This is a genomic window from Aureibaculum luteum (assembly GCF_003449015.1).
Classification (GTDB): Bacteria; Bacteroidota; Bacteroidia; order Flavobacteriales; family Flavobacteriaceae; genus Aureibaculum; species Aureibaculum luteum.
This window is the reverse complement of the sequence record NZ_QRGD01000008.1, coordinates 1-14,994: the sequence shown is the minus strand read 5'-3', so window position 1 is coordinate 14,994 and position 14,994 is coordinate 1. Positions and strand designations below refer to the sequence as shown.

Below are 14,994 nucleotides of genomic sequence, written 5' to 3'. Positions count from 1 at the left end.
TGCTTTCGCTAAATCAAAAAAAATTAATTAATATAAAAGAGTACATGTCAAAATCAGCATCTATTATCTATACAAAAACAGACGAAGCTCCTGCATTAGCAACGGCTTCTTTTTTACCAATAGTACAAGCATTTACTAAATCTTCGGGTATTACAATTGAACCCAAAGACATTTCTTTAGCTGCAAGAATTTTGGCGGCTTTTTCAGATTTTTTAAGAGAAGATCAAAAAGTCGTTGATGCATTGGCTGAATTAGCAGTATTAGTTAATAAACCTGAAGCGAACATAATTAAATTACCAAACGTAAGTGCTTCAATTCCGCAATTAAAGGCTGCAATTGAAGAATTACAATCTAAGGGTTATGCCCTACCCAACTATCCGGATGAGCCGCAGAACGATGAAGAAAAGAGTATCAAAAGTCGTTATGAAAAAATTAAAGGTAGTGCTGTAAATCCAGTATTACGTGAAGGAAACTCTGACAGAAGAGCTCCAAAAGCGGTTAAGAATTACGCCAAAAGAAATCCGCATTCTATGGGAGCTTGGTCTTCTAGTTCTAAAACACATGTTGCAACGATGTCTCATGGTGATTTTTTCCATAATGAAAAATCAGTTACGCTTCCAGAGTCAACATCTATAAAAATATTACATACAGACAATCAAGGCAAAACAACCGTTCTAAAAGAAAATTTAGAATTACTAAAAGGTGAAATTATTGATGCTACTGTAATGAGTAAAAAAGCATTGATTGAATTTTTAGAAGAACAAGTAATAGATGCTAAAGAAAAAGGGGTGTTATTTTCTTTACATATGAAGGCTACAATGATGAAAGTCTCTGATCCTATTATTTTTGGTCATGCTGTTCGTGTTTTCTTTAAAAATGTTTTTGAGAAACATGCCGCTGTTTTAGATAAAATTGGAGTTGATGTTAATAATGGATTTGGAAATTTACTATCTCAATTAGATGAATTACCAGAGGCTACTCGAAAAGAAATTGAGGCGGATATTGAAGCTGATTTAAAAAATGGACCTGCTCTAGCAATGGTCAATTCTGAGAAAGGTATTACAAACTTAAATGTTCCTAGTGATGTGATTATCGATGCATCCATGCCAGCAATGATTAGAACTTCTGGACAAATGTGGAATGCTGATGGAAAACAACAAGATACAAAAGCTGTGATTCCTGATAGTTCATATGCAGGTATTTATGAAGCTACTATAGAATTTTGTAAAGAAAATGGTGCATTTGACCCAACAACTATGGGTACAGTTCCAAATGTAGGTCTAATGGCTCAAAAAGCGGAAGAATATGGCTCTCATGATAAAACTTTTGAAATAGAAAGTGATGGTAAGGTTCAAGTTATTGATACAAACGGAAACGTTTTATTAGAACACAATGTAGAACATGGTGATATTTGGCGTATGTGTCAAGCTAAAGACGCTCCAATCCAAAACTGGATTAAACTTGCCGTTGATAGAGCAAAAGCAACTCAAATACCAACTGTATTTTGGTTGGATAAAAATAGAGCTCACGACGCTGAATTAATTAAAAAAGTAAATCAATATTTACCGAACCACGATACCTCAGGACTAGAAATTAAAATTCTTTCGCCAGAAGAGGCAACATTATACACGCTAAAAAGATTAAAAAACGGAGAGGATACTATTTCTGTTAGTGGTAACGTACTCCGTGATTATTTAACGGACCTTTTCCCTATTTTGGAAGTAGGTACAAGTGCTAAAATGCTATCTATCGTTCCTTTAATGAATGGTGGTGGTTTATTTGAAACGGGGGCGGGTGGTTCTGCTCCAAAACACGTGCAACAATTTTTAAAAGAAAACCATTTAAGATGGGATTCTTTAGGCGAATTCTTAGCATTAGCAGTATCCTTAGATTATTACGGAAATGTAAATAATAATGAAAAAGCTAAAATTTTAGCGGAAACATTAGATGACGCTACCGATAAGTTATTGGAAACAAGTAAAACCCCTTCACGTAAAGTAGGTGAACTAGATAACCGAGGTAGTCAATTTTACTTAACCTTATATTGGGCACAGGCTCTTGCTTCTCAAACTAAAGATGCTGAATTACAAATGCATTTTAAGGCTGTTGCAGAAGAATTAAAGTCTAATGAAAGTAAAATTGTAAATCACTTAAACGAAATACAAGGTGTAGCTGTAAACATTGATGGATATTACGCTCCGAAAGAATCTTTAGTAACTGAAGCAATGAGACCGGACAAAATATTTAATGACCTTATAAGTAGCATTTAGCAATTTTAAGAGCATATTAACGAAATATCTCACTGCTTCAATTTCTTTTTTACTATTTTTGAAAAAACGATCAACCCACGTATGTCATGAATAAAAAAAAGCTTGCAATTGCAGCTGGTATTGTTATACTTATAATAATAGGTTATTTTTATTATCAAAAGGAAAATGACGAAAATATATCGCTCACAGCAAAAGTACAAAAAGGAACTTTTAAAAACGAAGTAATTATATCTGGCGAAGCTCAATCTACGAGTTCGAAAGATATAAATGGTCCTATAAACGCCAGACGACATAATATCTATCAGCTAAAAATACAAGATTTGGTAGCTGAAGGTACTGTCGTTAAAAAAGGTGGATATATAGGTAAACTAGATGCATCTGAGGTTAATGGGAAAATTAACGACGCCTTATTAAATTTAGAAAATGCACAATCTAAATATACACAGCAGCAGTTGGACACTACCCTTTCATTAAAACAGGAAAGAAACGGAATTAAAGATTTGCAATTTGAGATTGAAGAAGCTAAATTGGAAGCAAAGCAATCTATCTATGAGGCTCCTTCAATAATCAGACAATTAGAGATAAAACTTGAAAAACTTGATAGAGATTTAAGAGAAAAGAAAGAAGATTACTCGATCAAAAAAAGACAAGCTAATGCCAAAATGATTGAAGTTGGCACTGAAGTTTCCAAAATCAAAAAGAAAATTGAAGAATTAAACAGTTTACAAAAGGAATTTACTATTTATTCTGAAGATGAAGGGATGGTTACTTATGTTAAGGACTGGAATGGTACAAAAAAGAAAGTTGGTTCTACCATCTCTCCATGGGAACCTGCAATTGCTAGTTTACCAGATTTGACTAAAATGGAATCCAAAACGTATAGTAATGAAGTCGATATTAGAAAAATAAAAAAAGATTTAGTCGTTAAAATTGGTTTTGATGCTTTTCCCGATATAGAACTAGATGGTATTGTGACTGATGTTGCTAATGTAGGTGAAAACAAAAGAGGATCGGATATAAAATTATTTCAAGTTTTAATAAAATTGAATGAGATAAATAAAAATATTAGACCTGGAATGACAACATCTAATCGCATTCTAACGCATGAAGAAGAAGATGTACTTATGGTACCTCTTGAGGCTATTTTCTCTAAAGATTCAATTAGTTATACTTTTGTAAAATCAGGATATTCTATCAACAAAAAGCAAGTTGAACTTGGGTTAGCCAATAATGAAATGGTTATTATTACCAAAGGACTGGAAGAAAATGATGTTGTTTACTTAAACAAGCCAGAAAATTCAGATGACAATACTATAACGCTATTGCAAAAATAGAATGGTAGATAAAATCTTTATAGAAAAATTAAAAGCCAATTTTAGTGAAGCCTATCGCGTAATAATCACGAACAAAGTAAGAACCTTTTTAACGGCGTTAGGTATAATTTTTGGTGTAGCTGCAGTAATAGCGATGTTAGCAATAGGTAACGGAGCTGAAAAAGAAATCTTAGCTCAATTGGAGTTAGTGGGAGTTAACAATGTTGTTATTACTCCTTTACCTGACAATGAAGATTCAAGTAATAGCGATGAATATGAAGAGGTAGGTGAAAATAGTGAACCAAAAAGGTTTTCTAAAGGTCTAGATATTTTAGATGCCCTTAGTATACAGAAAAACATTCCTTCGGTAAAATTAGTGAGCCCAGAAATTATTTTAGATACCTATGTAATTAATAATGGCAAACAAAATTCGGTAAAACTTATTGGGGTTAGCCCGCTTTTTTTCAAAGCTTCTAACATTGATATTGAAACTGGATCTAACTTCTCAGAATATCAAACTTCAAATGCCCTTTCTGTTTGTATTATTGGTAAAAAAGTAGAGAAAAAATTATTCACCGGAGAAAGTGCACTCGGTAAAAATATAAAGGTAAAAAATGTTTGGCTCCAAGTTGTAGGAATTATTGAAGATAAATTAATTTCAGAAAAAGCTCAAGAAAATTTAGGCATTAGAGACTTAAATCAGGATGTGTATATACCCATAAAAACATTTTTAGTTAGATATAGGGACCGAAAAATTATTACAGACAATATAGACATTAGCAATTTTCAAAATCAAAATACTGGGCCTAAAAAAAGGTTTCCTAGAGGAAATTATCATCAAATTGATAAATTAACAGTTCAAGTAAACAACACAAATGAACTTCAAGCTACAGCCGATGTTTTAAGTAGAATGATTAAACGGAGGCATAATGATGTGTTGGATTTTGAAATTACCATCCCCATACAACTTTTAAAACAGCAGCAAAAAACGAAACAAATTTTTAATGTTGTGTTAAGTATAATTGCTGGTATTTCTTTATTAATTGGAGGTATTGGAATTATGAATATAATGCTGGCTTCAGTGTTAGAAAGAACCAAAGAAATTGGTATTATAAGAGCCATTGGGGCAACTCAAGAAGATGTGATTTTACAATTTTTATCAGAATCTGTTCTTATTAGCATTGGTGGTGGAATCATAGGAATTATTGTAGGAATTATTGGAGCATATGTAATTCAATTTGCAACTGGTATTGAAACCATATTATCGATTAATTCAATAATATTATCATTTTTTGTAGCAATAATTATTGGAATTGTCTTTGGAATTGCACCAGCTAGAGCAGCTGCTAACAAGAGACCCATTGAAGCTATTAGAGATGAATAAGCACCTTGTATAATAATACTTTACTTTCTGTATTTATCATTTAATATGCAAAGAGGAAGCTATATGAAATAAACAATAATAACAACCATAAATAAATAAAACCAAGGGGTTGGCTAAATTTTATTCAAATGAAAAAAATATTACTCGTACTTTTAGTTACTTTCCCATTTATAACTTTTAGTCAATCGAAAAAGATAACGTTAAACGAAGCTATAAAAATTGCTAGGCAAAAATCACCAGACTATAAAACCAACTTAAATAAAAATCAATCTAGTTATTGGCGATTTAAAAATTACAAAGCTAGTTTTTTACCTCAATTAGAATTAAGTGCTACCTTACCTGAATTCTCTAATTATACCAAAAGAATTACGAATGACCTAGGTGAAGATATATTTGTAAATCAAAACCAATCCAGAATAGAAGGTAACTTATCTTTATCTCAAAATATTCCTTATACAGGAGGTACCTTATCGGTTGGCTCTAGTCTAGAAAGAGTTGATATTTATGGAAATAACGAAAATACGGGTTATTCAGTCGTACCGTTTTCCTTAAGTTATTCTCAAAATTCAATATTTTACAATCCCTTTAAATGGAATAAAAAAATTGAACCTCTTATATATGAGGAATCAAAGAGAGATTTTATTGAAAATATGGAGCAAATTTCTTTAAATACTTGCAGTCGTTATTTTGACCTTCTCAATGCTCAAACACAATTAGATATCGCAGAAAAAAACTTATCTAACCAAGATACATTGTTTCAAATTGCAAAAGGTAGATTTAGAATGGGCAAAATTGCAGAAAACGATCTGTTACAAATGGAACTTGCTCTTTTAAATTCTAAAAATAAACTTACAACAGTTTCTATTTCGTTAAAAAAGGCATCACAAGATTTTGCCCGTTATTTAGAGCTAGATTCCGAAAATATTCTATTAGAAATACCAAATAAATTATCACTTTTTACTGTTGATGTTGAAAAAGCAATGGCAGAAGCTCAAAACAACAGAAAAGCTGTAATTGAATTTAGAAGAAGACGTTTAGAGTCAGAAAAGGAATTGGCAAGAGTTAAAGGTAGTAACAAATTAACGCTTGGTTTGAATGCTAATTTCGGAATTTCTCAACAAGGTGATGTATTTGATGAGCTGTATCAAAATTACAATAAACAACAGTATTTTTCTTTATCTGTTGGACTACCCATTTTTGATTGGGGCGTTTCAAAATCGAGACGTAAAATGGCAGAAGCTAATTTAGACTTACTCAATAATAATATAGAGCAGGAAAAACAAGCTTTTGAACAAGAAATTTATTTGCATACGCTGAATTGGTCCAATCAAAGAGAATTTCTATTAACCTCTGAGAAAGCTCAAGAAATAGGAAATAAAAGATATGACATCACGAAAAAAAGATATATTTTAGGAAAAATATCAATTACTGATTTAAATTTAGCACAAGAAGAAAAAGACAAAGCTGCCGTTCAATATTTAAATTCTTTACAGAAATTTTGGGTAGATTATTACATCTTAAGAAAATTAACGCTTTATGATTTTTTAAACGATAAAAAAATAACTTCAGATGCTATCTTTAATGAATAAAATTTAGATCAATTTTAAGGCATAATAAAGAAGTAATAAGCCAAATCAATTGTATAAATTCTATTTATTAAAATTTAATATTATATTAAATAAAAGTTAAAAGCGGCTTTCAAGCGGCTTTTTTTAATATTTTTACTTGAAAATTTGATAATTTGAGCAAACTAAAACTAACTTCACTCCTATTTCTTTTATTTTATGGGACTCACCTTTTCTCTCAAGAAAAATTCACATTAAGTGGAACTATTTCAGAAAAATCCAGTAATGAAACGCTTATCGGAGTCTCAATTGTTTTTCCCGAGTTACAAACTGGTACCACTACGAATGAATATGGGTTCTACTCTATAACATTACCAGAAGGAACATATAATGTGCTCATAAGCTATATAGGTTTTAAAGATATTGAAACGAGTATCATTTTAGAAAATGATATTTCTAAAAACTTTAATTTAGAAGAAACTACAGAAGCACTAGATGAAGTTATCATAAAAGAAAATGTCGAAAAACTCAATATCAGAAAACCGCAAATGAGTGTTAATGCACTAACTTCCGCTACAATAAAGCAAATGCCTGTGGTACTAGGAGAAGTTGATGTTATAAAATCTATTACATTATTACCCGGAGTTACTAATGCTGGTGAAGGATCATCTGGGTTCAATGTCCGTGGTGGTGCTGCAGATCAAAATTTAATTTTATTAGATGAAGCAACAATATATAACTCATCACATTTATTTGGTTTCTTCTCCGTTTTTAATCCCGACGCTATAAAAGATTTAAAATTATATAAAGGAGGTATACCTGCTAGATATGGTGGTAGAGTCTCTTCCGTTTTAGATATCTATCAAAAAGAAGGGAATAGTAAAACATTTCATGCCAATGGCGGTATAGGCATTGTTTCAAGTAGGTTACTGTTAGAAGGCCCATTAAAAAAGGACAAAGGATCTTTTTTACTCGGTGGTAGGGGTTCGTATGCTCATTTATTTTTACCCCTTTTTGATCTTGACAATGTGGCTTATTTTTATGATTTAAACACTAAATTAAGTTATAAATTAAACCCAAATAATAATATATATTTATCTGGCTATTTTGGTAGAGATGTTTTTAGTATTTCTGATAGCTTCCAAAATACCTATGGAAATACCGTCGTAAATTTTAGATGGAATCATCTATTTTCAGATAAATTATTTTCTAATGTTTCATTGATTTATTCGGATTACTATTATGGGTTAAAATTAAATTTAGTAGAATTCAATTGGAATTCAGGTATCCAAAACTTTAATGTTAAATATGATTTTAAACACTATTTGAGTAATACATTTAAATTAGAATATGGTTTAAATAGTATTTATTACAAATTCAATCCTGGCGAAATTGAACCGTCAACGCCAACTTCAGGTATTAATCGTTTTAAGTTAATAGACAAATATGCTTTTGAAAATGCATTATACATTGATGCTGAACATCAGCTAACTGATAAGTTAGCCCTATCATATGGATTGAGATACAGTTCCTTTATTCGCTTAGGGCAGGACGAATTAAATATTTATGAAAATGATAATCCTATTATTTTTAACGAAGCCCTTCAGATTTATGAGAAAGCGGAACCCATCGGAACGCAATCACTAAAAAGAAGTGAAACCATAAAATCATTTGGTAATTTAGAACCTCGATTCTCATTAGCTTATCAACTAAATGATGTCTCATCCGTAAAGTTGAGTTATAACAAAATGAGTCAGTATTTGCATTTACTATCTAATACCAGCTCACCAACGCCTTTAGATGTTTGGGCTCCTAGCGGTAAATACATAAAACCTCAATTGCTAAATCAATACGCTATTGGATACTTTAAAAGTATTAATGATGATAAATATTCGGTTGAAGTGGAAAGTTTTTTTAAGGATATTAAAAACCGTATTGATTATGTTGATGGAGCAGATTTAATTGCGAACAATGCTATTGAGCAAGTTATACTTAATGGTGAAGCAAGAGCTTATGGTTTAGAATTTTTATTGAGAAAAAATCAAGGAAAATTTAAAGGTTGGTTGGCTTACACCTTATCTCGATCTGAACAAAAAACTCCAGGAAGAACAGTTTCAGAAATTGGTATAAATAATGGCAATTGGTATAAAACAGGATATGACAAAACCCATGATATTTCTTTAACCGGAAGTTATGAGTTGAATAAAAAATGGACCTTTAGCTCTAATTTTTTATTTCAAACGGGTCAACCCACTACCTTCCCTAATTCGCAATATCAATATAATGGTGTTACTATTCCTAGTTTTACAGCTAGAAATGAATTTAGATTACCATCGTATCATCGCTTAGATATTTCAGCGAATTATGTACCAAAGCCAAATAAGAACAAAGGGTGGCAAAGCGAATGGGTTTTTGGTCTTTATAATATTTACAATAGAAAAAATGCCGCTTCCATAAATTTTAGTACTAATAATGAAACTGGGGTTAACGAAGCCACACGATTATCCATTTTCGGTATAGTTCCTTCTATATCTTATAATTTTAGATTTTAAGAAGATTATGAAAAAAATATTGTTTTTTATTGTGTTGATTGGTTTTATATCTTGTGAAGATGTTATTGATGTAGATTTACCTCAATCAGAACCAAGACTGATTATTGACGCCTCAATCAACTGGCTAAAAGGAACTTCCGGTAGTTCACAATTGATTAAGTTAAGCCTTTCTGCTCCCTATTTCGATACAATTATTCCTCCTGCTAATAATGCTGAAGTTAAAATAACCAATTCACAAAATACTGAATTTGTATTTGCCGAAGAAGGTGATTCTGGGTATTATACAAATAATACATTTAGCCCTGTTATTGATGAAACATACCAATTAACAATAGTTTATAATAGCGAAACCTATATTGCCTCAGAAACCTTAAAATCTGTTAGTCCAATAACACGCATTGAGCAAAGCCAAACTGGTGGTTTTTTAGCTGAAGACTATGAAATTAAAGCCTATACACAAGATCCTGAAAATGAAGACAATTACTATCTTCTTGAATTTTCGAATGATATACCCACATTACCTACGTTAGAAGTTTTTAAAGATGAGTTTGTCAATGGTAATGAGATATTTGCCTACTTTTCTGATGAGGATTTAGAAGTTGGTAACGAAATAAAAATAAGGTCTTATGGTACTTCTGAGCGATATTATGAATTTATGTTTATACTTTTACAACAGACAAGTGATGGCGGTGGAGGGCCTTTTGAAACGCAACCAGCTACTGTGAGAGGCAACTGTATTAATACAACAAACAAAGAAAATTATCCATTAGGCTATTTCAGATTATCAGAAGTAGATGAATTCACATACGAAATTCAGTAAGTTGAATAAAAAATAATGTATTTTTGAATTTTAAGTACTAACCACAATAATAAAATGAACTTTACTAAAACCACCGAACAAGACTCTAATTATACTCATCTTGACAAGATGAGTATTAATGAATTGTTAACCAATATAAATAATGAAGATAAAACAGTAGCTCAAGCTGTAGAAAAAGCAATTCCGCAAATAGAAAATTTAGTTACACCAGCTGTTCCTAAATTGAGAGATGGTGGACGTTTGTTTTATATTGGAGCAGGCACAAGTGGTCGATTAGGTGTTTTAGATGCCTCTGAATGTCCTCCAACTTTTGGTGTTCCTTTTGATCTTGTAATTGGTTTAATTGCAGGTGGCGATATTGCTATTAGAAAAGCAGTTGAAAATGCGGAAGATTCTAAAACGCAAGGCTGGAAAGACTTACAAGACTATGATATTTCAGATAAAGATGTTGTAGTAGGTATTGCAGCATCAGGTACAACACCTTATGTTATTTCTGCCTTAGAAAAATGTAATGAAAAAGGAATTATTACAGGTTGTATTACTTGTAATGATGCAAGTCCATTAGCATTAACTGCAAAATATCCTATTGTTGTAGTTGTAGGGCCTGAATTTGTTACAGGTAGCTCACGAATGAAGGCCGGTACGGCTCAAAAGATGGTGCTAAACATGATTACAACTACCATTATGATTCAGTTAGGAAAAGTAAAAGGTAACAAAATGATTGACATGCAGCTTTCTAACAATAAACTAGTAGATAGAGGTCATAAAATGTTAATGAAAGAACTTAATATTGAAAGACCTTTAGCAGAAACACTCATTAAAAAATATGGTAATGTTAGAAATGCCATAAATAATTATCTCCTTGAAAAAGAATAAACCCACATTATTTGGTGCATTAAAATTTTTAGGCATAGCCTTTCCGCTGTTTTTTATTGCCCCAGTAGTTATTACAATTGGGTTTAAAGCTTTGAAAAAAGATGGTAATTATATATTTTTGATTTTAGGGTTAGCCTTAGGGTTAGTTGCAATTTTGTCAACTGCATATGGCTTAATGAAAATTTCAAGATTTATTTTTGACAAGGATGAAGCGAATGATAAGAGCTAGAATTTTATTAACAAAAATTTTTCATTCCGAACATTGGCCTACCTATCTATTCTATGTTCCCCTTATCCCCTATTTCTTATATAAATCAATTTTAGCCAGAAGTTTAACTTTTTTTTTAGCAGTAAATCCAGCTATTAAATATTCGGGGATGGGTACTGAATCTAAATATAAAACCCTTGGTTTATTACCTGAAGCTTATATCCCTAAATCCTTACTAATTTCTCCAACTACTGAATTTAATTCAGTTTTAGATTCTTTAAAAAAAGCACAAATAATTTTTCCCTTAATAGCTAAGCCAGATATTGGTTTTAGAGGTTTTTTGGTTAAAAAAATTGACACCATAACTGATTTAGAAAATTATCTTAAAGAAATATCAATAGACATTATTTTACAAGAATATGCAGCATTTACTGAAGAATGTGGCTTGTTTTATTATAAAATTCCAGGAGAAAACAAAGGTAAAATTACTTCTATTACATTAAAGAAATTTATTACTGTTACTGGTAATGGTGTAGATAACTTATCTCAATTAATTTTAATTGATAATCGTGCCTTTTTATACTATAAGTTATTTCAGAATTTACATAAAAACAAACTTAATACTATTCCTAATAGAGGAGAAATTATAAGGCTAACGGTTATAGGAAACCATTCTAAAGGAACTCAATTTGTTAATGGGAATCATTTAATTGATAATGAATTAGAGCAATTTTTAGATAAATTAACTGCAAATATACCCGATTTCAACTATGGTCGTTTCGATATAAAATTTAAAACATTAGATAAACTAAAAAAAGCGAAAGATTTTAAAATACTTGAACTTAACGGTGTAATTGCGGAACCTACCCATATTTATGACACTGATAAATCTAACTATTTTGTGTCTCTAAAAACAATCTTAAATCATTGGAGAATAATGAATAAGATTGCCAGAAAAAACCATAACAACTTTAAAATACCTTACCCTTCACTTATTCCTTTTTTAAAAGAAATGTTTTGGTTGAAAGCATATGCTCAATTACTTAAAAAACATTAAAATAAGTATAATACCTCCCATAATTAACCTGTGTAAATAATATGCACGCATAATATTATTGAAATTTCGCCGTTTTCCCAATACAACATAAGTGGAACTATGAAATTACTAACCTTTTACGAATAACCCAAAATTTTATCTTAAGTAATAAAATAATTTCTGATTTTAAAATCTTTCATCATTTTTAGGTTTTAGGGAGTTATTACTAATTATTTGATGCTAAGTTAACCAAATTGATAAAAACAGCTGTATAAATCTGTTTTATTGATAGTCTAACTTTTTCATTTCCAATTATTTTACAAAAAAAACAATAGCTTTTATTGGGGAAGAACACCATTGAAGTTGTTACATCATTAATTAACAGTTATGCATGCATAATAATTTCAATTTAAAAAAGATAAAAAAAGTAAATACCCCTGCTATGAAAATATTTAAATTTTTATTCCTTCTTCTAGTTTCATCTGCTGTCTACGGTCAGGTTAAAATAGGAGAAAACCCAAATACTATAGACTCTTCTTCTTTATTGGAGCTAGAGAGCTCTAACAAAGCATTTGTTTTGACAAGAATAACCAACATTGAGATGAACAATATGACTCCCTTAAATGGAGCATTAGTTTACAATACTGATGAAAAATGTGTTTTTCAATACTCCACAATCTGGACCAATTTATGTGATACAGGTACTGATAATCAAAAATTAAGCTTTGATTCAAATACCAACATCCTTAGTTTAGTAGATGGTGGTACGGTAGATTTATCAAAATTCATAAATACAGACGATCAAAAATTAAGTATCAACAATAACATCTTAACTTTAGAAGATGGTGGTATGGTCGATTTAAGTAATTACTTAGACAATACAGACAATCAAAAAATATCGGATTTTAGTTTAGCTGGTTCTATGCTTACCATTACATTAGAAAATGGTAATACACAAACTGTAGACATTGCTAGTTCTAGTTCTGATGATCAAAAATTAAGTATTGATAACAACATTTTAACGTTGGAAGATGGTGGTACGGTTGATTTAAGTAATTACTTAGACAATACAGACAATCAAAAAATATCGGATTTTAGTTTAGCTGGTTCTATGCTTACCATTACATTAGAAAATGGTAATACACAAACTGTAGACATTGCTAGTTCTAGTTCTGATGATCAAAAATTAAGTATTGATAACAACATCTTAACGTTGGAAGATGGTGGTACTGTCAATTTAAGTAATTACTTAGACAATACAGACAATCAAAAAATATCTGATTTTAGTTTAGCTGGTTCTATGCTTACCATTACATTAGAAAATGGGAATACACAAACTGTAGATATTGCTAGTTCTAGTTCTGATGATCAAAAATTAAGTATTGATAACAACATCTTAACTTTAGAAGATGGTGGTACGGTCGATTTAAGTAATTACTTAGACAATACAGACAATCAAAAAATATCGGATTTTAGTTTAGATAACACAACCAACACTATTACATTAACATTAGAAAATGGTGGTACTGAACAAATTGATTTAACACCAATCCTATTAAAAGGAGAAAAAGGTGATAAGGGTGATGATGGAGATTCAGCGTATCAAGTAGCTATAGCTAATGGTTTTTCAGGAACTGAAGCTGCATGGTTAACTTCTTTAGAAGGAACTGATGGTACAAACGGAACAAACGGTACTAACGGTGTAACGGGTGCTCAAGGTGAAAAAGGTGACACTGGTGCAAATGGTACTAAAGGAGATAAAGGTGAACAAGGTGATGCTGGTATAAATGGTGCTGACGGTGCAACGGGTGCTCAAGGTTTAACAGGTGATACTGGTGCAAATGGTACTGACGGAACGAATGGTACTAAAGGTGAACAAGGTGATGCTGGTACAAATGGTATCGACGGAATTAACGGTATTGATGGAACAAATGGTGCTGACGGAACTAATGGTACTAAAGGAGATAAAGGTGAACAGGGTGATGCTGGTACAAATGGTACTGACGGAACGAATGGAATTAACGGTGTAGACGGTGCATCAGGTGCTCAAGGTATCCAAGGTGAAAAAGGTGATGCTGGTACAAATGGTACTGACGGAACTAATGGTACTAAAGGAGATAAAGGTGAAAAAGGTGATACGGGTGCAAATGGTATCGATGGTGCAACAGGTGCTCAAGGTATTCAAGGTTTAACAGGTGATACTGGTACAAATGGTATTGACGGAACGAATGGTACTAAAGGAGATAAAGGTGAACAGGGTGATGCTGGTACAAATGGGACTGACGGAACGAATGGTGCCGACGGTGCAACAGGTGCTCAAGGTATCCAAGGTGAAAAAGGTGAAAAAGGTGATACGGGTGCAAATGGTGCTGACGGAACTAACGGTGCAAATGGAATTGATGGCATTGACGGTGCTCAAGGTGATGCTGGTACAAATGGTACTGACGGAACGAATGGTACTAAAGGTGATAAAGGTGAACAAGGTGATACTGGTGCAAATGGTACTGACGGAACTAATGGAATTAATGGTGTAGACGGTGCAACAGGTGCTCAAGGTATCCAAGGTGAAAAAGGTGATACGGGTGCAAATGGTGCTGACGGAACTAACGGTGCAAATGGAATTGATGGCATTGACGGTGCTCAAGGTGGTGCTGGTACAAATGGTACTGACGGAACGAATGGTACTAAAGGTGATAAAGGTGAACAAGGTGATACTGGTGCAAATGGTACTGACGGAACTAATGGAATTAATGGTGTAGACGGTGCAACAGGTGCTCAAGGTATCCAAGGTGAAAAAGGTGATACGGGTGCAAATGGTGCTGACGGAACTAACGGTGCAAATGGAATTGATGGCATTGACGGTGCTCAAGGTGGTGCTGGTACAAATGGTACTGACGGAACGAATGGAATTAATGGTGCAACAGGTGCTCAAGGTATCCAAGGTGAAAAAGGTGATGCTGGTACAAATGG

9 protein-coding genes and 1 pseudogene are annotated in these 14,994 nt (G+C 32.1%); all 10 read left to right on the top strand.

Annotated elements, in window-relative coordinates; genetic code table 11:
- Positions 1-44: 44 nt before the first annotated feature.
- Complete coding sequence (locus D3P13_RS16575) at positions 45-2,270, top strand: NADP-dependent isocitrate dehydrogenase (protein WP_117884000.1); 2,226 nt, start codon at positions 45-47, stop codon at positions 2,268-2,270.
- Positions 2,271-2,356: 86 nt separating this feature from the next.
- On the top strand, positions 2,357-3,604 hold the full coding sequence (locus D3P13_RS16570) for an efflux RND transporter periplasmic adaptor subunit (protein WP_117883999.1): 1,248 nt from the start codon (positions 2,357-2,359) through the stop codon (positions 3,602-3,604).
- Position 3,605: 1 nt separating this feature from the next.
- Positions 3,606-4,967, top strand: a complete 1,362-nt coding sequence (locus D3P13_RS16565) for an ABC transporter permease (RefSeq protein WP_117883998.1) — start codon at positions 3,606-3,608, stop codon at positions 4,965-4,967.
- 128 nt (positions 4,968-5,095) lie between these two features.
- A complete protein-coding gene (locus D3P13_RS16560; protein WP_117883997.1) occupies positions 5,096-6,556 on the top strand; it encodes a TolC family protein in 1,461 nt (486 codons plus the stop codon).
- A gap of 152 nt (positions 6,557-6,708) precedes the next feature.
- On the top strand, positions 6,709-9,084 hold the full coding sequence (locus D3P13_RS16555) for a TonB-dependent receptor (protein ID WP_117883996.1): 2,376 nt from the start codon (positions 6,709-6,711) through the stop codon (positions 9,082-9,084).
- Positions 9,085-9,091: 7 nt separating this feature from the next.
- On the top strand, positions 9,092-9,904 hold the full coding sequence (locus D3P13_RS16550; protein ID WP_117883995.1) for a DUF4249 domain-containing protein: 813 nt from the start codon (positions 9,092-9,094) through the stop codon (positions 9,902-9,904).
- 54 nt (positions 9,905-9,958) lie between these two features.
- On the top strand, positions 9,959-10,780 hold the full coding sequence (gene murQ / locus D3P13_RS16545) for an N-acetylmuramic acid 6-phosphate etherase (protein WP_117883994.1): 822 nt from the start codon (positions 9,959-9,961) through the stop codon (positions 10,778-10,780).
- Entirely contained in the window at positions 10,767-11,009 is a 243-nt protein-coding gene (locus D3P13_RS16540; RefSeq protein ID WP_117883993.1) for a DUF6095 family protein, read from the top strand. Before murQ ends, D3P13_RS16540 begins: the two co-directional genes overlap by 14 nt.
- Positions 10,987-12,045, top strand: coding sequence for an ATP-grasp domain-containing protein (locus D3P13_RS16535; protein ID WP_198680053.1), 1,059 nt, complete (start codon positions 10,987-10,989; stop codon positions 12,043-12,045). The genes D3P13_RS16540 and D3P13_RS16535 overlap by 23 nt, the downstream gene beginning before the upstream one ends.
- A gap of 421 nt (positions 12,046-12,466) precedes the next feature.
- A pseudogene (locus D3P13_RS16530) lies at positions 12,467-14,994 on the top strand (hypothetical protein); the annotation flags it as partial.

Excerpts from the sequence above, each read along its gene's own strand:
- D3P13_RS16550 (WP_117883995.1), top strand. The coding sequence starts at position 9,092 with ATGAAAAAAATATTGTTTTTTATTGTGTTGATTGGTTTTATATCTTGT.
- D3P13_RS16575 (WP_117884000.1), top strand. The coding sequence starts at position 45 with ATGTCAAAATCAGCATCTATTATCTATACAAAAACAGACGAAGCTCCT.
- D3P13_RS16565 (WP_117883998.1), top strand. The coding sequence starts at position 3,606 with ATGGTAGATAAAATCTTTATAGAAAAATTAAAAGCCAATTTTAGTGAA.
- D3P13_RS16560 (WP_117883997.1), top strand. The coding sequence starts at position 5,096 with ATGAAAAAAATATTACTCGTACTTTTAGTTACTTTCCCATTTATAACT.
- murQ (WP_117883994.1), top strand. The coding sequence starts at position 9,959 with ATGAACTTTACTAAAACCACCGAACAAGACTCTAATTATACTCATCTT.
- D3P13_RS16535 (WP_198680053.1), top strand. The coding sequence starts at position 10,987 with ATGAAGCGAATGATAAGAGCTAGAATTTTATTAACAAAAATTTTTCAT.
- D3P13_RS16570 (WP_117883999.1), top strand. The coding sequence starts at position 2,357 with ATGAATAAAAAAAAGCTTGCAATTGCAGCTGGTATTGTTATACTTATA.